Source organism: Pseudomonas sp. R2-60-08W, from assembly GCF_003852335.1.
Taxonomy (GTDB): Bacteria; Pseudomonadota; Gammaproteobacteria; order Pseudomonadales; family Pseudomonadaceae; genus Aquipseudomonas.
In genome coordinates, this window is record NZ_CP027731.1 from 1,495,340 (window position 1) to 1,513,418 (window position 18,079).

The 18,079-nt window shown below is 61.1% G+C and carries 18 protein-coding genes; 11 read left to right on the forward strand and 7 right to left on the reverse strand.

The annotated features are described in order from the left end of the window. Position 1: 1 nt before the first annotated feature. On the reverse strand, positions 2–1,150 hold the full coding sequence (locus tag C4J90_RS06705; protein WP_124361682.1) for an efflux RND transporter periplasmic adaptor subunit: 1,149 nt from the start codon (positions 1,148–1,150) through the stop codon (positions 2–4). Between the two features lie 286 nt (positions 1,151–1,436). Between C4J90_RS06705 and C4J90_RS06710 the strand changes: the two genes are divergently transcribed. Continuing rightward, positions 1,437–2,069, forward strand: coding sequence for a TetR family transcriptional regulator (locus C4J90_RS06710; protein ID WP_124361683.1), 633 nt, complete (start codon positions 1,437–1,439; stop codon positions 2,067–2,069). Positions 2,070–2,372: 303 nt separating this feature from the next. Here the strand turns inward: C4J90_RS06710 and C4J90_RS06715 are convergent, their stop codons facing one another. Next, positions 2,373–3,428 (reverse strand): alkene reductase, encoded by a 1,056-nt coding sequence (locus C4J90_RS06715; protein WP_124419464.1) that lies wholly within the window; start codon positions 3,426–3,428, stop codon positions 2,373–2,375. A 26-nt stretch (positions 3,429–3,454) separates the two neighbouring features. Further along, the gene (locus C4J90_RS06720) at positions 3,455–3,796 is read right to left on the reverse strand and encodes a helix-turn-helix transcriptional regulator (protein WP_124361685.1); all 342 of its coding nucleotides are present in this window, start codon (positions 3,794–3,796) and stop codon (positions 3,455–3,457) included. Between the two features lie 154 nt (positions 3,797–3,950). On the opposite strand from C4J90_RS06720, the gene C4J90_RS06725 reads away from it, so the two are divergent. Next, positions 3,951–4,535 carry an ACP phosphodiesterase gene (locus C4J90_RS06725; RefSeq protein WP_124414064.1) on the forward strand — a complete coding sequence of 195 codons (585 nt, stop codon included), beginning with the start codon at positions 3,951–3,953 and terminating at the stop codon, positions 4,533–4,535. Between the two features lie 107 nt (positions 4,536–4,642). Here the strand turns inward: C4J90_RS06725 and C4J90_RS06730 are convergent, their stop codons facing one another. Both C4J90_RS06730 and olsB read right to left on the reverse strand, forming a co-directional pair. Continuing rightward, positions 4,643–5,434 (reverse strand): 1-acyl-sn-glycerol-3-phosphate acyltransferase, encoded by a 792-nt coding sequence (locus C4J90_RS06730; protein WP_124361687.1) that lies wholly within the window; start codon positions 5,432–5,434, stop codon positions 4,643–4,645. After that, a complete protein-coding gene (olsB, locus tag C4J90_RS06735; protein ID WP_124414065.1) occupies positions 5,434–6,189 on the reverse strand; it encodes an L-ornithine N(alpha)-acyltransferase in 756 nt (251 codons plus the stop codon). Before olsB ends, C4J90_RS06730 begins: the two co-directional genes overlap by 1 nt. A gap of 183 nt (positions 6,190–6,372) precedes the next feature. Between olsB and C4J90_RS06740 the strand changes: the two genes are divergently transcribed. From C4J90_RS06740 to C4J90_RS06755, 4 genes are all read left to right on the forward strand, one after another. After that, on the forward strand, positions 6,373–7,446 hold the full coding sequence (locus tag C4J90_RS06740) for a serine hydrolase (RefSeq protein ID WP_124421191.1): 1,074 nt from the start codon (positions 6,373–6,375) through the stop codon (positions 7,444–7,446). Next, on the forward strand, positions 7,443–7,757 hold the full coding sequence (locus C4J90_RS06745; RefSeq protein ID WP_124419465.1) for an amidase: 315 nt from the start codon (positions 7,443–7,445) through the stop codon (positions 7,755–7,757). The genes C4J90_RS06740 and C4J90_RS06745 overlap by 4 nt, the downstream gene beginning before the upstream one ends. 89 nt (positions 7,758–7,846) lie before the next feature. Continuing rightward, entirely contained in the window at positions 7,847–8,428 is a 582-nt protein-coding gene (locus C4J90_RS06750) for a YceI family protein (RefSeq protein ID WP_124419466.1), read from the forward strand. Position 8,429: 1 nt separating this feature from the next. Then, a complete protein-coding gene (locus C4J90_RS06755) occupies positions 8,430–9,587 on the forward strand; it encodes a phosphatidylserine/phosphatidylglycerophosphate/cardiolipin synthase family protein (RefSeq protein ID WP_124419467.1) in 1,158 nt (385 codons plus the stop codon). A 110-nt stretch (positions 9,588–9,697) separates the two neighbouring features. On the opposite strand, the gene bglX is transcribed toward C4J90_RS06755, so the two are convergent. Beyond that, entirely contained in the window at positions 9,698–11,989 is a 2,292-nt protein-coding gene (gene bglX, locus C4J90_RS06765) for a beta-glucosidase BglX (RefSeq protein WP_124414069.1), read from the reverse strand. Positions 11,990–12,226: 237 nt separating this feature from the next. Between bglX and C4J90_RS06770 the strand changes: the two genes are divergently transcribed. The 4 genes from C4J90_RS06770 (at position 12,227) to C4J90_RS06785 (ending at position 15,702) form a co-directional block, all read left to right on the forward strand. Continuing rightward, the gene (locus C4J90_RS06770) at positions 12,227–12,838 is read left to right on the forward strand and encodes a LemA family protein (RefSeq protein WP_124361693.1); all 612 of its coding nucleotides are present in this window, start codon (positions 12,227–12,229) and stop codon (positions 12,836–12,838) included. Positions 12,839–12,856: 18 nt separating this feature from the next. Continuing rightward, a complete protein-coding gene (locus C4J90_RS06775) occupies positions 12,857–13,615 on the forward strand; it encodes a YgcG family protein (protein WP_124419468.1) in 759 nt (252 codons plus the stop codon). A gap of 31 nt (positions 13,616–13,646) precedes the next feature. After that, positions 13,647–14,264 carry a TPM domain-containing protein gene (locus C4J90_RS06780; protein ID WP_124361695.1) on the forward strand — a complete coding sequence of 206 codons (618 nt, stop codon included), beginning with the start codon at positions 13,647–13,649 and terminating at the stop codon, positions 14,262–14,264. A 220-nt stretch (positions 14,265–14,484) separates the two neighbouring features. Further along, the gene (locus C4J90_RS06785; protein WP_124419469.1) at positions 14,485–15,702 is read left to right on the forward strand and encodes an SAM-dependent methyltransferase; all 1,218 of its coding nucleotides are present in this window, start codon (positions 14,485–14,487) and stop codon (positions 15,700–15,702) included. A 59-nt stretch (positions 15,703–15,761) separates the two neighbouring features. Here C4J90_RS06785 and C4J90_RS06790 read toward each other — a convergent pair whose 3' ends face one another. Continuing rightward, on the reverse strand, positions 15,762–16,778 hold the full coding sequence (locus C4J90_RS06790; RefSeq protein ID WP_124419470.1) for a DUF4917 family protein: 1,017 nt from the start codon (positions 16,776–16,778) through the stop codon (positions 15,762–15,764). A gap of 123 nt (positions 16,779–16,901) precedes the next feature. Here C4J90_RS06790 and yiaY point away from each other — a divergent pair, with 123 nt between their 5' ends. Next, positions 16,902–18,050, forward strand: coding sequence for an L-threonine dehydrogenase (gene yiaY / locus C4J90_RS06795; RefSeq protein WP_124361699.1), 1,149 nt, complete (start codon positions 16,902–16,904; stop codon positions 18,048–18,050). Positions 18,051–18,079 lie beyond the last annotated feature (29 nt).

Sequence of the window (18,079 nt, forward strand, 5' to 3'; positions counted from 1 at the left end):
ATTACTCCCCTTGACCAGCAGCGGCAGCAGGCGCTGCAGCAGTACCGGCGGGTTTGGCGTTGTCGGCGTCCTTGACCTTGACTTCAATGCCCGGCTTGATGAATTGCAGGCCCTCGGTGATCACGCGGTCGCCGGCGTCCAGGCCTTTTTCCACCAGCCAGTAGGCGCCTGAAGTCCGATTGGCAACCAGTACGCGTTGCTCGACCTTGTTGTCCTTGTTCACGATCAGTGCGGTCGGAATGCCCTTCAGGTCACGGGTCACGCCTTGTTGCGGCGCGAGAATGGCCTTGCTGTTCACACCGGCTTGCAGTTGGGCGTGCACGAACATGCCGGGCAGCAGCACATGGTCAGGGTTAGGGAACACGGCGCGCAGGGTCACGGAACCGGTGGTCTGGTCGACCGACACCTCAGAGAACTCCAGCTTGCCTGGGTGGCCGTAGTCGCTGCCGTCTTCCAGGGTCAGCTTGACCATGGCGGCGTTGTCGCCGGCTTTTTGCAATTGGCCGCTTTCCAGGTCGCGGCGCAGTTTCAGCATTTCTGCCGAAGACTGGGTGACGTCGACGTAGATCGGGTCCAACTGCTGGATTACAGCCATGGCATCGGCCTGGCCGTTGCTGACCAGCGCGCCTTCGGTCACCGAAGAACGGCCAATGCGCCCGGAAATCGGCGCGAACACCTTGGTGTAGCGCACATTGATCTGCGCGCTCTGCAGGTCGGCCTCGGCGGTCATGCGGTCGGCGACGGCAGTGTCGTATTCCTGGCGGCTGACGGCTTGCTCATCGACCAATTGCTTGTAGCGATCGGTGATCGACTTGGTCTGGGTCAGCTTGGCCTGGGCGCTCTTGAGCGTGGCCTCATACACCGACGGATCGATCTGGTAGAGCTGCTGCCCTTCCTTCACGTCGGCGCCTTCCTTGAACAGGCGCTTGAGAATGATGCCGTTCACCTGCGGGCGCACTTCGGCAATGCGGTAGGCCGTAGTGCGGCCTGGCAGCTCGGTGGTCAGGGTAAAGGCTTGCGGTTGAATGGTGACCACGCCGACCTGAGGGGTTTGAGCGGGCGGTGCCGCTTCTTCCTTTTTACATCCGCTGAGCAGCGATGCCAGGGCGACGGCAGTGACCAGAGCGGTAACAGCTGGCTTAAGTTGCATGAAGATCCTCGGGTCAGGCGCGCAGGGTGCGCACAAGAAGTGTGGAAGGGTAAAAAACAAGCTGTGAGTAGATAAGTAGCTTGCTACGCAATATACTTACGTTCATGGTTGTTTGTAAACTCTTGACAGGCAGGGCGGAATGTAGACAAAGCACCGCCCAAAGCCTCGATTTTAGTACGTTCGGCGCCCATGACGGTGTCGTCCCACAATTATTCTGATGATCGTTCGCGTCTATTAACGTTGCGTTAACGATAGTCCCAAGTGTTCTGATTGAGGTTTTACTGCCATGGTTCGTCGCACCAAAGAGGAAGCTCAGGAAACGCGCAGCCAGATCCTCCAAGCCGCCGAGCAAGCCTTTTATGAACGGGGCGTTGCGCGGACCACGCTGGCGGATATCGCCGCCCTGGCCGGCGTGACGCGCGGTGCCATCTACTGGCATTTCAGTAACAAATCCGACTTGCTGCAGGCGCTGCTCGACACGCTGCACGAACCCTTGGACGAATTGGCCCGGGCGAGTGAAAGCGAGGATGAAGTCGACCCGTTGGGGTGCATGCGCAAGCTGCTGATTCATCTTTATCATCAAGTGGCTCTGGACCCGAAAACCCGGCGCATCAACGAGATCTTGTTCCATAAGTGCGAATTCACCGATGAAATGTGTGACATGCGCCGCCAGCGCCAGGCCCATAGCCTGGAGTGCAACCTGCGCATCGGCCTGACGTTGCGTAATGCGGTGCATCGCGGGCAATTACCGGCAAATCTTGATACCACCCGTGCAGCGGTGTGCATTCATGCCTACATCCACGGCCTGATCGGCCAGTGGCTATTGGTGCCTGACAGCTTTCAGTTGCATCAAGACGCCGAACGCTGGGTGGATGCAGGGCTGGACATGCTGCGCCTGAGCCCCAGCCTGCGCAATTGAGACAAAATGCGTAATTACGTCCAGTTGTGTCAACAGTAAAGCCTAAGGATGGTCAATCGTCCTTCTGCCTGATTGAAGGGATGACTTTATATACGGGCTGGTGGGCGGTTGATAGGTAGCGGCCTAAGTATTTTGTAGCGATTTTGTTGCGGTTCTGTGAAGCGATGTTTCCAAGGGACTACACACAGGCAAAATGTGGGAGGGGGCTTGCTCCCGATAGCAGTGGTTCAGTCAACACTTCATTGACTGACAAACCGCCATCGGGGGCAAGCCCCCTCCCACATTGTTCCATGTTTCAATCAGTTAGATCGGCAGCGTTGGGTAGTCGATATAGCCAACTGGCCCTTTACCGTAGAAGGTTTCCGGGTGCGGCTCGTTCAGTGGCGCATCGGCCTTTAAGCGTGCCGGCAGGTCCGGGTTGGCAACGAACGGTATGCCGAAGGCCACCGCATCGGCCTTGCCGGCGGCCAGCCAGGCGTTGGCGCTGTCTTTGGTGAAGCGCTCGTTGGCGATGTAGACGCCGCCGAAGGCTTTCTTCAATTGTGGGCCAAGGCTGTCGGCGCCTTCTTTTTCACGGGAGCAGATAAAGGCGATGCCACGCTTGCCCAGTTCGCTGGCCACGTAGGTGAAGGTTTCCGCCAGGTTGGCGTCACCCATGTCGTGAGCGTCAGCGCGCGGTGCCAGGTGCACGCCCACGCGGCCGGCGCCCCAGACTTCGATGGCGGCGTCGGTCACTTCCAGCAGCAGGCGCGCTCGGTTTTCCAGGGAACCGCCGTACTGGTCGGTGCGCTGGTTGGTGCTGCTTTGCAGGAACTGGTCGAGCAGGTAGCCGTTGGCACCGTGGATTTCCACGCCGTCGAAACCGGCGGCCTTGGCGTTTTCGGCGCCGGTGCGGTAAGCGTCGACGATATCGGCGATTTCAGCGGTTTCCAGGGCGCGTGGGGTCGGGTAGTCGGCCAGTGGGCGCACCAGGCTGACGTGGCCTTTGGGCTGGACCGCGCTCGGCGCCACCGGGGTTTCGCCGTTCAGGTACGACTCATGGGAGATGCGCCCGACGTGCCACAGTTGCAGGAAGATCTTGCCGCCCGCGCCGTGGATCGCCTTGGTCACATTGGACCAGCCGCGAACCTGGTCGTTGGACCAGATGCCCGGCGTGTCGGGGTAGCCCACGCCCATGGGCGTTACGGAGGTGGCTTCGCTGAGGATCAGCCCGGCAGACGCACGCTGCACGTAGTACTCGGCCATCAGCGCATTGGGCACGCGGCCGGCGTCGGCACGGCAGCGGGTCAGCGGCGCCATGATGATGCGGTTTTTCAGTTCCAGGTCGCCCAGTTTGATGGGATCGAAAATAGTCGGCATGGGAAAGCACCTTTGTCTCAAGTTGATCAGTGGGTCGTGGGGGCCAGCTCGGCATCGCCGGGGGCGCTGAGTTCGGTGAAGAGCGCAGTGAGGAAAGCTTGGATCACGTCCTCATTGCGTTTGAAAAAATGCCACTGCCCGGCCTTCTGGCTGGTGATCAAGCCCGCCCGTTGCAAAGTGGCCAAGTGGGCCGACACGGTCGACTGGGACAAGCCGCAGCGCTGGTCGATCTGCCCGGCGCAGATGCCGTATTCGTGATTGTGCAGTTGCTCGGGAAATTGCACTTTCGGGTCTTTCAGCCAGGTGAGAATGTCTCGTCGTACTGGGTGCGCCAGGGCTTTTATTATGTCGTCGAGGTCGAAGGGCATGGCAGAGGCTCGGTGTCGTAAAACGTTATATCGCGATGAGGCGAACCTTAAATCGTTATATCCCGATATACCAATATGATTTTGCTCTGAGGTCAGTCGAATTGGGTATATCGGGTTATAACGATACGTTGGCGGCAGTGGTAGACTGCGCGCCATGAATTATCTCGCACACTTGCACCTGGGCGGCCAACTGCCTGCGCAACTGCTGGGCAGCCTGTATGGCGACTTCGTCAAAGGCCGCTTGCAGGGTCAGTTCAGTCCCTCGATCGAAGCGGCGATCCAATTGCACCGTTCCATCGACCGCTTCACCGACAGCCACCCGTTGGTAGGGGAGGCGTTGTCGCGTTTCAGCCTGACCCGCAGGCGCTATGCCGGGATCGTGCTCGATGTGTTTTTCGACCATTGCCTGGCGCGAGACTGGGCGCGGTATGCCGACCAGCCGCTGGAGCACTTCACCGCGCAGGTGTACCGCGTGCTGGCGGCCGAACCGCAGTTGCCGGGGCGGCTGGCGCAGATTGCACCGTATATGGCGGCGGATGATTGGTTGGGCTCGTATCGTGAGTTCGCGGTGATGGAGCAGGTATTGCGCGGGATTTCGCGGCGGCTGACCCAGCCTGAGGAGTTGGGATATGCGATGCAGGAGTTGCGTGTGTTGTATGAGCCGCTGAGCGAAGACTTCCGACTGTTCTACCCCGAGTTGCAGAAATTCGCCCAATCCCAACTGACAACGCAAAACTAAATGTGGGAGGGGGCTTGCTCCCGATAGCACTGTGTCAGTCACTGTATATATTGACTAAACCACTGCTATCGGGAGCAAGCCCCCTCCCACATTTGACCGTGCCCGCTTCAGGCCGCATAGGCGGGGCGAGTGTCTTCCAATTCGGCTTCCGGCAACGGCCCAAACAACGCCCTCTGCACCGCCTGTTGCGCCTGATACGCCAGCGCCGCGCGTTCCTGCCCGGTGCAGGCAATCGGCTTGAGCAGGTGAATCTCCACATCGCCCTGGTCATGGGCAAACAGCCGCATCAGATGCGACAGCAGATCATCATCGCCGATGAACGGTGCCAGTGCGTCCACCTCGCCGTTGCGCAGATAACGAATCGCCACCGGCTGCAGCGACACATCCGCATCGATCGCACTGGCCAACAACCGCCCGTGAAACGTGCGCAGGCTGCGACCGTCAGTGGTGGTGCCTTCCGGGAACATCAACAGCGGGTGCTGTTGCTCCAGATGGCGGGTCATTTGTTTGCGAATCAACTGGCTGTCACCCGCGCCGCGGCGGATGAACAGGCTGCCGGCCTTCGCCGCCAACCAGCCGGCCACCGGCCAGGTGCGCACCTCGGCTTTGGACAGGAACGACAGCGGCGTCACCATGCCCAGCAGCGGAATATCCGTCCAGGACACATGATTGCTGACCCACAGCATCGGCGTTTGCGGCAACTGGCCGTGCACCGTCACGCGAAAGGGCAGGGCGTGGGTCAACCGCGCCATGAAGAACCGCGACCAACGCTGGCGCCGCACCATCGAATTGGCCACGCCCAAACGCTCGAACAGGCCAAACACACTGGCCATGGTCAAGCCCAGCGCCACCACCAGCAGCACCCGGGCGATGCGCCCGTACACGCGCAGGCGGCCCATCACATGGCTGCCTTGAAGTGACGCGCATAGCGCGGGCACAGCTCATCGCGCTTGAGCAGGATGAACACGTCGGCCACCTGGAAGTCTTCATCCCAGCACGGCTCGCCGCAAATCTTCGCCCCCAGGCGCATGTATGCCTTGAGCAGCGGTGGCATTTCGGCGATGACGTTGGACGGCAGGTCCATCGCCGGCAGGGGGTTTTTCGGTTCGGCGCGCAGGTGTTCATTGCACAGGTAGCGCTCGCGCAGACGCTGCATGATCGCGTGGGCCTGGATGCCGCCGTCGTGCATCGGGATGCTCGCGCACCCCATCAGGTAGCTGTAGCCGCCCTCGTTGAGCACTTCGGCCAACTCGCCCCAAAGCACCGCGATGGTGCCGCCGTTGCGGTAGGCCGGGTCGACGCAGGTACGGCCGATTTCCAGGATCGGGCCCTGCAAGTGCAGCAGCCCGTGCAGGCTGAATTCCTCTTCGCTGTAGAACCGGCCCAAGGTGCTGGCGGCCTGGTGATCGAGCAAACGGGTGGTGGCCACCAGTCGACCGCTGTTTAAGTCACGCACGCCGATGTGGCTGCAGTGAACATCATAGTCATCCATGTCCAGACCCAGTTCCGCGCCTTTCAGCTTGGCGTTGAACTCGCCGCTGAACACGTTGAACCGCAGGGCCTGGGCTTCCTGCAAGGCCGCGGCGCCAACCAGGCGTTCGGCTTGCAGGCGGCGTTCATTGCCGGTGTCGCTGATGCGGGCGAGCTGAGTCATAGCGAGTCTCCGAGTGCCGGCCAGGTTGCGGCCAGTCGACTTTGTTGTCCAAACTCAGGCTATGTAGCCTCGGTGTCATCTCCATGAAGTTACGGTGACGGTTGGATGACAGGCCAGTTGTCGTCAATCTGTCATCGGCCTGGATTAGGCTCGCGGGCTTGAATGCCCCTTGAGTTTGCGTCCATGGTCAAAGGCCTGCTGTGCGTTGTCTTGTTATTCATCACCGTGAGTGCGCGTGCTGAAACCTGGCCTGGCCATGACTGGGTGACGGGCAGGTTGATCGAAGGCCCTGCTGTCGACGCGCTGAATGCCTTCGCTTTCCCGCCCCGTGACGACAACACTCGCCAAGGTATCCGTACCGACGCGCTGTTGGTGATCCGCGACGGCCAGATCATCTATGAACGCTACGCAGCACCCACTAACGCCAGCACGCCGCACCTGACTTGGTCGGTCAGCAAAAGCCTGATGGCGACCGTACTGGGCGTGGCCTACGGCGAAAACCGCTTCAAATTGAACGACCCCGCCGCACGCTTTTACCCACCAATGAAACAGCACCCCAAGGTGACGATGGCCGACCTGCTGCACTGGGCCTCGGGCCTGGACTGGCAGGAAGACTATGAATACGCGCCGCTCAAATCCTCGGTAGTGGCGATGCTCTACACCCGTGGCCGCGCCGATATGGCGCAATTCGCGGCCGAGACCGAGGCCGCCGATGCACCCGGCCAGGCTTTTCGTTACTCCAGCGGCGACAGCAATATTCTGTCGGCAGCGCTCAAAGGCATGCTCGGGCACAAGGCTTATATGAGCTACCCGTGGGAGGCGTTGTTCAAGCCATTGGGCATTCGCACTGCAACCTGGGAAACCGATGCCGACGAGACGTTTGTCGCCTCATCTTATGCCTACCTCACCGCCCGCGATCTGGCGCGGGTCGGGCTGTTGATGGAGCGGGACGGGCGTTGGGAAGAACGACAATTGCTGCCCAAGGAGTGGGTCGCGTTCAATCGCCAACCCTTCGCCAATTACAAAGCGGGCCAGGATGAAGCCGTGCCAGGCGGGCAATGGTGGCTCAACCAGGGCACCCCCGCACCCTGGCCCGACGCACCGGCCGACACCTTCGCCGCATTGGGGCACTGGGGCCAGGCGCTGTTCGTACTGCCCGACGAACACTTGGTCATCGTGCGCTACGGCGATGACCGCGACGGCAGCTACCGGCATAACGAACTGCTCAAACGCGTGCTGGCGGCGGTGCGATCATGATTCGGCGCCATCCGCTTATCAGCGTTTTGCTGGTGCTGTTGCTCGTGTTGTTGGGCTGGGTTTGGCATGAGCGCATCAACCTGCAAGCCTTTCCCGACATCATCGCGGCGTACACGGCCAAGGAGTATTGCTCGTGTCGCTACGTGGAAAACCAACCGGCCAATTACTGCCGTGGCTATGTGAAGCAATACGTGCCGACCAGTGCCTTCAGTGATAACCCCGAGCGCAGTGAAGTGACGGCGAGCGGGTTGGGGCGCACGCATACGGCGCGGTGGCTGGGCGACCGTCAGGGCTGTCGCCTGAATCCCTGAAGCCCACACATCACCCCTCCCACATTGGATTTGCGCCGGTCGGGACATTGCGCTTACTGTTCGTGCAGATTTTTCGCCCCTGAGTCCTTATGTTCAATGTCAAACCCCTTGTCTTCGCATTGCTGACCTGCGTCGCCGTGCCTGCCCATGCCGACTGGTACCTGGATAACGAGTCTTCACGCTTGTCGTTCGTCACCACCAAAAACACCGAAATCGCCGAAGTGCAGCGCTTCCTCGTGCTGCACGGCAAGGTCGACAGCAACGGCGCGGCACAGGTGCAGGTAGAGCTGGAGTCGATCAACAGTGGTGTCCCGCTGCGTGACGAGCGCATGCGCAAAGAGTTGTTCGAGATCAAGCAGTTTCCCGAAGCGTTGGTCAGCACTCAGATCAACCTGCAACCGATCAATGACTTGGCCTCTGGCGCGCAACTGGAGTTACGCCTGCCGCTGAGCATCACCTTGCATGGCAAGACCCAGACCTACACGGCCGAGCTATTGGCCACGCGCCTGGATGACCGGCGCTTCCAGGTGGTGACCCTGGAGCCGGTGGTGGTGCATGCCGAGGATTTTGACCTCGCGCCAGGCGTGGCCGCGCTGCGCAAGGTCGCAGGTCTTAAATCGATCAGTTTGTCGGTGCCGGTGGGTGCGGTGCTGATCTTTACGGCGCGCTGACGTGGGCGGCGCGGTGTTCCCGTGGCGCAGCGCCAACCGTTTCGAGTTGCTGATCGACGGGCCGAGTTTCTTCCCGCAGATGTTGGTCGGGATTGCGCGGGCTGAGCAGCAAGTCGATCTGGAGTTGTACCTGGTGGAAGCCGGCGCCTGTGCCGAGGCGATGGTGCAGGCATTGGTACTCGCCGCCGAGCGGGGGGTGCGGGTGCGTTGCCTGTTCGATGATTACGGCAGCCTGGCGTTTACCCTTGGGCTGCGCAAGCGGTTGACCGACGCGGGTGTGGAGCTGCGGTTCTACAACCGCCTGAGCTGGCGGCGCTGGATGCGCAACCTGTACCGTGACCACCGCAAGGTGTTGTTGGTCGACCAAGGTATCGCGGTGATTGGCGGCACCGGTGTGACGGATGAGTTCTGGACGCCGGGCCAGGACACCGCCGACTGGCATGAAGTGATGGTGCAGATCAGCGGTCCGCTGGTGCTGGATTGGCAGGCGCTGTTCGATCGTCAATGGCACGCCAACGCTGCCCGCCGGGAGTGGAAACCCGCGACGCATTTCGGCCTGCCGCGGTTGCCCAAGGTGCCGGCGACCGGGCCTGGCCTGGGCCGGGTGGCCTATGCCGACGCCCGGCAGCACCGGGATATTTTGCAATCGCTGATCCGTGCCTTGAACAGCAGCAAGACGCGTATCTGGCTGGCCACGCCGTACTTCCTGCCCACCTGGAGCGTGCGCCGTGCCTTGCGCCGCGCGGCCGGGCGCGGGGTGGATGTGCGCTTGCTGCTCACCGGCCCGCGCACCGATCATCCGTCGGTGCGCTACGCCGGGCACCGTTATTACCCGCGTTTGCTGCGTTCGGGGGTGCAGATCTTCGAGTATCAGCCGTGCTTCCTGCACTTGAAGATGGTGCTGGTGGACGATTGGGTCAGCATTGGCTCGTGCAATTTCGACCACTGGAATCTGCGCTTCAACCTGGAGGCCAACCTGGAGGCGTTGGACCCGGCATTGACGGCGGCGGCGGCGGGCAGTTTCGAGCGTGATTTTGCCCAGAGCCTGGCGGTCAGCCTGGAAGCGTGGAAGGCTCGGCCTTTATGGCGGCGGGTGAAGCAGCGGGTGTGGGGATGGATTGATCGGTTGGTGGTCAATCTGCTGAATCGGCGCGGCTAACGATCGTTCCCACGCTCTGCGTGGGAACGCCGCCCTGGACGCTCTGCGTCCGCTTTTGTGACGCAGAGCGTCACGGTATGCATTCCCACGCAGAGCGTGGGAACGATCAGTTACAGCAGTTCAAAACTCTGCTGCTGCACATCCTGGGAATCCAGCCCGATCTGCACATTGAACTCACCCGGCTCCGCAGCGAATTTGAGCTGGCTGTTGTAGAACTTCAAATCTTCCTCGGTAATGGTGAAGTGCAGCGTGCGCTCCTCTCCAGCCTTGAGCATGACCTTCTGGAAGTTCTTCAGCTCTTTCACCGGGCGGATCATCGAGCCGGCCACGTCCTGGATGTACAACTGCACCACGGTTTCGCCCTCCACCTTACCGGTGTTTTTCAACGTGACGCTGGCGTCGAGCTTGCCGGTCTTGTTCAGGGTGGTGGACGACAGCGCCATGTCCGACAGGTCGAACGTGGTGTAGCTCAGGCCATAGCCAAATGGGAACAGGGGGCCTGTGGTGTCATCGAAGTACTGCGAGGTGTAGTTGCCCGGTTTGCCCGGCGTGAACGGCCGGCCGATGCTCAGGTGGTTGTAGTAGGTGGGAATCTGCCCCACCGAACGCGGGAAGGTGATTGGCAGCTTGCCCGACGGGTTGTAGTCACCGAACAGCACGTCGGCGATGGCGTTGCCGCCTTCGGTCCCGGAGAACCAGGTTTCCAGAATCGCGTCAGCCTGTTGGTTCTCTTCGAGAATCGACAGCGGCCGGCCATTCATCAGCACCAGTACCAGCGGTTTGCCAGTGGCCTTGAGGGCCTTGATCAGGTCGCGCTGGCTTTGCGGAATGTTCAGGTCGGTGCGGCTGGAGGACTCGTGGGACATGCCACGGGACTCGCCTACGGCCGCGACGATGACATCGGCGCTCTGCGCAGCCTTCACCGCTTCATCGATCAATACCTGCGGCGCACGCTTGTCATCCACCACTTCCGGGGCGTCGAAGTTGAGGAAGTTGAGGTAGTCGACCACGGCCTTGTCGTTGGTGATGTTGGCGCCGCGAGCGTAGATGATTTTGCCTTTATCGCCGATCACGGCGTTCATGCCGTCCAGCAATGTCACCGACTGTTCCGGCTTACCGGCGGCGGCCCAGCTGCCCATCATGTCGATCGGCGCCTTGGCCAGCGGGCCGACCAGCGCGATGGTCGCCGATTTTTTCAGTGGCAGGGTCTGGTTCTGGTTCTTCAGCAACACCAGGCTGCGGCGCGCGATGTCACGCGCGTCGGCACGGTGCAGGCGGCTGTCGGCATAGGTATCGGCCGGGTCATCCTCGGCCTTGCCGATGCGCAGGTACGGGTCCTTGAACAGGCCCATGTCGTACTTGGCGCCGAGCACTTCGCGCACGGCGTTGTCGATGTCGCTCTGTTCGATCTCGCCGGACTTGAGCAGCCCCGGCAGTTCCTTGCCGTACAGCGTGTCGTTCATGCTCATGTCGATGCCGGCCTTGATCGCCAGTTTGGCGGCTTCACGCCCGTCCTTGGCCACGCCGTGCTTGATCAGTTCGAAGATCGCACCGTGGTCGCTCACGGCCAGGCCCTTGAAGCCCCAGTCCCTGCGCAGTAAGTCGTTCATCAGCCAGGTGTTGGCGGTGGCGGGTACGCCGTTGATCGAGTTGAGCGCTACCATCACGCCGCCGGAACCGGCCTTGATCGCCGCGTGGTAGGGCGGCAGGTAGTCCTGGTACATCTTGACCGGGCTCATGTCGACCACGTTGTAGTCGCGCCCGCCTTCCACCGCGCCGTACAGGGCAAAGTGCTTGACGCTGGCCATGATGCTGTCGGCGTTCGCGGCGCTGGCGCCCTGGAACGCCTTGACCATGACTTCGGCAATGCGCGACACCAGGTACGTGTCTTCGCCGAAGCCTTCGGAGGTGCGGCCCCAGCGCGGGTCACGGGAGATGTCGACCATCGGCGCGAAGGTGATGTCGAGGCTGTCGGCGGCGGCTTCCTGGGCGGCGATGCGCCCGGAGCGGCCGATGGCGTCCATGTCCCAGCTGGAGGCCAGGGCCAGGCTGATCGGGAAAATCGTGCGGTGGCCGTGGATTACGTCGTAGGCAAAGAACATCGGGATCTTCAACCGGCTGCGCATGGCCGCGTCCTGCATGGGACGGTTTTCCGGGCGAGTGATGGAGTTGAACGTGCCACCGATGCGGCCGGCGGCGATTTCCTTGCGGATCAGTTCGCGGGGCATCTCGGGGCCGATGCTGATCAGGCGCAATTGGCCGATCTTTTCATCGAGGGTCATCTGTTTGAGCAGGGCGCTGACGAAGGCGTCCTTGTCGTCAAGCGCAGCAGGCTTTGTTTCTGCCCATGCGGGGTGGCTGGCCAGAGTGGCAACAAGGCCGAGCAAACACAGCTTCTTCATGAATATCCTTTTTCGGCTCACTGCACAGCGGTCAGGCTGATCGGCCAAAATGTGGGGAGCGTCTATTGTTGTTCGGGTGTTGTTCAGATAAATGCAGCACACTCTGAACTCTTTTTCGCGCTGGGCATCTTTGTAGCTGATTGGCTCGAAGCATTCCAGTGGTGGCGGATTATGCCCCAAGCGCGTGGTTTATAGGGTTAGTCATCACATTCCATCCAGATTGGCAGGAGATACACCATGCAAGCAGCACAAGGTTACCGCTGGGGCTTGAAAGCCGCGGCGCTGTTATTGATCAGCAGCGTATTGAGCGGTTGCGGCATCAACAACATTCCGACTCTGGACGAACAGGCCAAGGCGGCCTGGGGCCAGGTGCAGAACCAGTACCAACGCCGTGCCGACCTGATCCCCAACCTGGTGGAAACGGTGAAGGCCTATGCCGCCCATGAGCAGGACACCCTGACCGCCGTGATTGAAGCGCGGGCCAAGGCCACCTCGATCCAGGTCGATGCCAGCACCCTCGACAACCCGGAAAAACTCAAGCAGTTCCAGCAAGCCCAGGACGGCCTCAGCGGCGCACTCAGCCGTTTGATGGTGGTGTCCGAACGCTATCCGGACCTGAAAGCCAACCAGAACTTCCTGGCCCTGCAATCGCAACTCGAAGGGACTGAAAACCGTATCGCCGTGGCCCGTCGCGATTTCATCCAGACCGTGCAGGCCTACAACACCGAAATCCGCACCTTCCCAGGCCGCCTGTGGCACAGCGTGATGTACAGCGACTTGCCAATTCGCGCCACGTTTGAAGCCACCAGTGCCGATGCCGATAAGGCGCCGCAGGTGAAGTTCAAATAACGCTGCCTTGAGGTATCGATGCGTTTATTACGGATAGGCCTGGCGCTGTGGCTGCTGGCCTGCGTGGGCATGGCCCAGGCGGCCTTGACCTTCCCGGCGTTGACCGGGCGGGTGGTGGACAACGCCCAGATGATCGACCCGGCGGTGCGCCAGCAACTGACGCAGCAATTGCAGGCGCTGGAACAGACCTCCGGTGACCAGATCGTGGTGGTCACCGTGCCCGACCTGCAGGGCGTGCCGATTGAAGACTACGGTTATCAATTGGGCCGCCAGTGGGGGATCGGCCAGAAGGGCAAGGATAACGGCGCGCTGTTGATCGTCGCCCGTGACGAGCGCAAGTTGCGCATCGAAGTTGGCTACGGCCTGGAAGGCGTGCTGACGGATGCGCAGTCCTGGGTGATCATCAACCAGGTGATCGCGCCCAAGTTCAAGGCCGGCAATTTCAGCCAGGGCATCAGCGACGGTGTCGCGGCGATGATCCAGGTGGTGGGCGGTGAACCGCTGGCCGTGCCGGCCCGTGTGGCGGATCCGTGGTCCGCGCCGAAGGACAATCCCGCGCTCTCCATCGGTTTCTTCATCCTGCTGATCGGCGTGTTGTGGCTGTGTCATCGCATGGGCCTGCCGGTGGGCACTATCCTGCTGGTTATCCTCAGCCTCATCGGGCGTGGAGGGGGCGGCGGTGGCGGTGGCGGCGGTGGTAGTGGGGGAGGCGGTGGAGGAGGTTTTCGCGGCGGCGGTGGTGGTTTCGGCGGTGGCGGGGCGTCGGGCGGCTGGTAATGACAATAACGAGAAAAGAGCATCTACAACCATGGCATTACTGACTGAACACGAGCAGCGCCAAGTGGCCGAAGCGATCGCCCGGGTCGAGCAACAGACCGACGCCGAACTGGTCACGGTGCTGGCTGCGCGCGCTGATGACTACGCCTACATTCCGTTGCTGTGGGCCAGCCTGATCGCATTGGTGGTACCCGGGGTGGTGCATTACCTGTCGGGCTACCTGACCATGTACACCTTGTTGTTGGCGCAGTGGGCGACCTTCATTGTGTTGTGCCTGCTGTTTCGCCTGCCCAAGGTCACCACCCGTTTGATCCCGCGCTCGGTCCGCCACTGGCGCGCCTCGAACCTGGCACGCCGCCAATTCCTCGAGCAGAACCTGCACCACACGCTGGGCAGCACCGGTGTGCTGATTTTTGTCAGCGAGGCGGAGCGTTATGTGGAAATCCTGGTGGATGAAGGCATCTCCAAGCGCCTGGACGACAGCTGCTGGGATGGCATCGTCAAGGCATTCACCCAGCAGGTGAAGCAGGGGCAGACGTTGGCGGGGTTTATCGCGTGTATCGAGGCCTGTGGTGAAGTGCTCAAGGTGCATGTGCCAGTGACGCAGACGCGTAATGAACTGCCGAACCGTCTGGTCGTACTGGAGTAGCCCAGTCAACAAAATTCCAAATGTGGGAGGGGGCTTGCTCCCGATAGCTATGGTTCAGTTAGAACATCTCTGACTGACACACTGTAATCGGGAGCAAGCCCCCTCCCACATTTGGATCTACTTTGGCTGTTGGAACGTACCATTGGTCAAATAACTCCGTGCCCTGGCCAGTTATCCCCCCTAAAATGCCCCGCATTCTTTGCCCGAGGCGTTTTTGTTCATGTCTGTCACCGCTCAACCTGCCAGCCCAGCGCCGGATCATCACGCCCAGTTCATCGAACTGCTGAGCGCAAGCCTGGCGCAGAACGCCTTCATCAAGCTGGTGCTGGCCAAGTACGTGGGCACGGAGGCCGAACTGCAGCGGCTGATCGTCAAGCCCGTGACGGTCAAGGAGCAGCCCTGCCTGTCCTTCGTCTACCGCTACAAGACCCGCGACATCACCAAGAACTTCCCGCTGGCGGACGGCGTGGCGGCGATTGCCGAGCTGCTGCCAGCCTCGTTCAAGAACGCACACTTGTTGTCGCTGACGGACGAAGCCCAGCTGGAATACAGCAAGAAGAACAAGAGCTCGCTGTTCAAAAGCAAGCCGCAACAATTGCGTGAGGCGCCATCGGCCGAGCATAACCGCGAAAAAAATCGCTTCCTCGACCTGAGCCGGCCGTTCCTTGCCGACCTGGGCGTGACCGACGCCAGCCAAGCGCTGATCCCGTCGATGTCGCGCAAGTGGAAGCAGATCAACAAGTTCATCGAAGTGTTCAGCCATGCGCTGACAGCCTCGCCGCTGCAGCTGGACCAACCCGTGCGCGTCGCCGATTTCGGCTCGGGCAAGGGCTACCTCACGTTTGCCATCCACGACTACCTGCGCAATACCCTCAAGGCCGAAGGCGAAGTGACCGGTGTCGAGCTGCGTCAAGACCTAGTGACCCTGTGCAACGCCGCCGCCGCACGCTTGGAACACCCCGGGTTGGTATTCAAGTGCGGCGACGTGCGCAGCGTCGCGCCGAGCGAGCTGGACGTGATGATCGCCCTGCATGCCTGCGATATCGCCACCGATTACGCGATTCACACCGGCATCCGTTCCGGCGCGTCGATCATCATGTGCTCACCGTGCTGCCACAAACAGATTCGCCTGCAGATCCAGAGCCCGGTGTTGCTCAAGCCTATGCTGCAATACGGCCTGCACCTGGGCCAACAGGCAGAAATGGTCACCGACAGCTTGCGCGCCTTGTATCTCGAAGCCTGTGGCTATGAGACCAAGGTGTTCGAATTCATCTCGCTGGAGCACACCAACAAGAACAAGATGATCCTGGCGATCAAGCGCGCGCAGCCGTTGGACAACGCGCAACTGCTGGGGAAAATTCAGGAGCTGAAGGCGTTCTACCACATCACCGAACATTGCCTGGAAACCTTGCTGCGCGCCGATGGTTTCTTGAACTAGGCAGGGGATCAGTGTGGGAGCAAGCCCCATCCCACATTTGATCTTTTTTGTTCACTGGATCAGTGTTCGACAGGCACCGACAGCGCCGGGTTACCCAGCGGATGGGTGCGCGCCGCGAAGAATTTCAGCTGCGCCCCAGTACCTGCAAACAGCTGCGAATACCGCTGCTTTTGCTGGCGAATGAACCCGTCGCTGCGCCCCGATACCGAAATCGCCAGGGTGGTGATGCTGGCCTGGCGGATGGCGTCCACCAAGTGTTTATCCTGCGGCCCCAGGCCATGGCCGAAGATGCACAGCGCGCCTTCGTGGGTGAGCAACTGTTCATAACAGAACGACAGATAATCCGAGCTGCGGATGGTCTTGAGCTTCTCGTGCACCGGGCCTTCACTGACGAACAGCGGCACGTCGTCCAGGGTCTTGATCGTGTTGTTGATCGCGAAACTGCTGAGCAACGTGCTGTCGGTGGACGGCAGTTTGCGCGCGGTGCCGTCGAGGTTGCGCACCAGGTGCAGGCCGCCGTGCAGGTACAAAATACGTGTGGCGTCGGTGCGGGTATCGCGCAGGTCGAAGCTTGAGTCGGCGCTGCGGAACAGGTCGTCGATACCCGGCGTGTGCAGGATCGCCCAGTAGTTGAGCAGGTCGTAGTTGCTGGTGAAGACCGTAGCGTAGCGGGCCAGTTCGGTGTTGAGCGTCGCCAGGGTCGAGGGCTGCACCAGGCGCCAGGGGATGTGCACGGCGTGGATCGTATTGATCAGCGCTTCCTTGATCGCATAGTAGCGATTGCGTGGCGCCGCCGAGCTGACCGCCAGGGCCTTGTTGACGCGGCTGGTGGTTTTCAGCGCGCCAAGGGCCTGCTCGAAGCTGCGGGTTTGCAGCGCGTCGAATACGCTGAGTTCGGATTGGCCCAGGGGTTTTTCTTCCACTGTGCGGGCGTTTTCAAACAGTGAGTCGTAGGCAAAGTCTTCCCAAATCGTGCGGCTTGCGCCGTTGCCGATCAGAATCCCGTTGAAGTCGATGGCGCCACGCAGTGCGCTCCAGTCTTCAAGGTGGGCGTCAATATCCTGGAAATCCTTCATTGCGGCGGGTCTACTCGAAATCGGCTGGACGGTGACTTTATCACGAGCCGGCGTTGATCCTGGTCAAGATGCGGCAAGTGGTACCGGTGGATTCTGTGGGTATAAAGCCCCTGAGGATCGACCATGAGCAGCACGTTCTTTATTCCCGCCGTCAATATCATGGGCATCGGCTGCCTCGACGAAGCCATGATCGCCATGCGCAACTACGGCTTTCGCAAGGCGTTGATCGTCACTGACCAGGGCCTGTGCAAAGCCGGCGTGGCCAGCATGGTCGCCGAAAAGCTGGCGCTGCAGGACATCGATTCGGTGGTCTACGATGGCGCCAGGCCCAACCCCACGGTGGAAAACGTCGAAAAAGGCTTGGCGCTGCTGCAACAGAGCGCCTGCGATTTTGTGGTGTCCCTGGGCGGCGGCTCGCCCCATGACTGCGCCAAGGGGATCGCCCTGTGCGCCACCAACGGCGGGCGTATCGGCGACTATGAGGGTGTCGATCAATCAAGCAAGCCGCAACTGCCGCTGGTGGCGATCAACACCACCGCCGGCACGGCCAGTGAGATGACCCGTTTCTGCATCATCACCGACGAAACCCGCCACGTGAAAATGGCCATCGTCGACCGCAATGTCACGCCGCTGCTGTCGGTCAACGACCCGGCGTTGATGGTTGCAATGCCCAAGGGCCTCACCGCCGCCACCGGTATGGACGCCTTGACGCATGCCATCGAAGCCTATGTGTCCACCGCCGCCACACCGATCACCGACGCCTGCGCAATCAAGGCGATCGAACTGATCAGCGCCAACCTGCGCCTGGCCGTGCGCGATGGCAGCGACATAGCCGCGCGGGAAAACATGGCGTATGCGCAGTTCCTCGCGGGCATGGCGTTCAACAACGCGTCGCTGGGATTTGTGCACGCCATGGCGCATCAGCTCGGCGGCCTGTACGACCTGCCCCATGGCGTGTGCAATGCGGTGCTGCTGCCCCACGTGCAGAGTTTCAATGCCAGTGTCAGCGCCGAGCGTTTGAGTGACGTGGCGCGCGCGTTGGGGGCCGATATCAAGGGCGTTACCCCGGAAGAGGGCGCGCAGGCCGCTATCGTCGCGATTCGCGCCCTGTCCCAGGACGTAGAAATCCCCGCCGGCCTGCGCGAACTTGGCGCCAAATTGCAGGATATTCCGCTGCTGGCGAGTAATGCGCTGAAGGATGCATGTGGCCTGACCAACCCACGACGGGCGGATCAGCGTCAGATCGAGGAGATTTTTCGCAGCGCGTTTTGATAGGGGGCAGCTTTGGGCTGCAAGCGTTA

Bases quoted from the DNA above. Each gene is read 5' to 3' on its own strand.
- C4J90_RS06720 (WP_124361685.1), bottom strand. From the start codon at position 3,796: ATGCCCTTCGACCTCGACGACATAATAAAAGCCCTGGCGCACCCAGTA.
- C4J90_RS06730 (WP_124361687.1), bottom strand. From the start codon at position 5,434: ATGGGCCGCCTGCGCGTGTACGGGCGCATCGCCCGGGTGCTGCTGGTG.
- C4J90_RS06705 (WP_124361682.1), bottom strand. From the start codon at position 1,150: ATGCAACTTAAGCCAGCTGTTACCGCTCTGGTCACTGCCGTCGCCCTG.
- C4J90_RS06790 (WP_124419470.1), bottom strand. From the start codon at position 16,778: ATGAAGGATTTCCAGGATATTGACGCCCACCTTGAAGACTGGAGCGCA.
- bglX (WP_124414069.1), bottom strand. From the start codon at position 11,989: ATGAAGAAGCTGTGTTTGCTCGGCCTTGTTGCCACTCTGGCCAGCCAC.
- C4J90_RS06750 (WP_124419466.1), top strand. From the start codon at position 7,847: ATGTTCAATGTCAAACCCCTTGTCTTCGCATTGCTGACCTGCGTCGCC.
- C4J90_RS06780 (WP_124361695.1), top strand. From the start codon at position 13,647: ATGGCATTACTGACTGAACACGAGCAGCGCCAAGTGGCCGAAGCGATC.
- C4J90_RS06725 (WP_124414064.1), top strand. From the start codon at position 3,951: ATGAATTATCTCGCACACTTGCACCTGGGCGGCCAACTGCCTGCGCAA.
- olsB (WP_124414065.1), bottom strand. From the start codon at position 6,189: ATGACTCAGCTCGCCCGCATCAGCGACACCGGCAATGAACGCCGCCTG.
- C4J90_RS06740 (WP_124421191.1), top strand. From the start codon at position 6,373: ATGGTCAAAGGCCTGCTGTGCGTTGTCTTGTTATTCATCACCGTGAGT.
- C4J90_RS06715 (WP_124419464.1), bottom strand. From the start codon at position 3,428: ATGCCGACTATTTTCGATCCCATCAAACTGGGCGACCTGGAACTGAAA.
- C4J90_RS06710 (WP_124361683.1), top strand. From the start codon at position 1,437: ATGGTTCGTCGCACCAAAGAGGAAGCTCAGGAAACGCGCAGCCAGATC.
- yiaY (WP_124361699.1), top strand. From the start codon at position 16,902: ATGAGCAGCACGTTCTTTATTCCCGCCGTCAATATCATGGGCATCGGC.
- C4J90_RS06745 (WP_124419465.1), top strand. From the start codon at position 7,443: ATGATTCGGCGCCATCCGCTTATCAGCGTTTTGCTGGTGCTGTTGCTC.
- C4J90_RS06785 (WP_124419469.1), top strand. From the start codon at position 14,485: ATGTCTGTCACCGCTCAACCTGCCAGCCCAGCGCCGGATCATCACGCC.
- C4J90_RS06770 (WP_124361693.1), top strand. From the start codon at position 12,227: ATGCAAGCAGCACAAGGTTACCGCTGGGGCTTGAAAGCCGCGGCGCTG.
- C4J90_RS06775 (WP_124419468.1), top strand. From the start codon at position 12,857: ATGCGTTTATTACGGATAGGCCTGGCGCTGTGGCTGCTGGCCTGCGTG.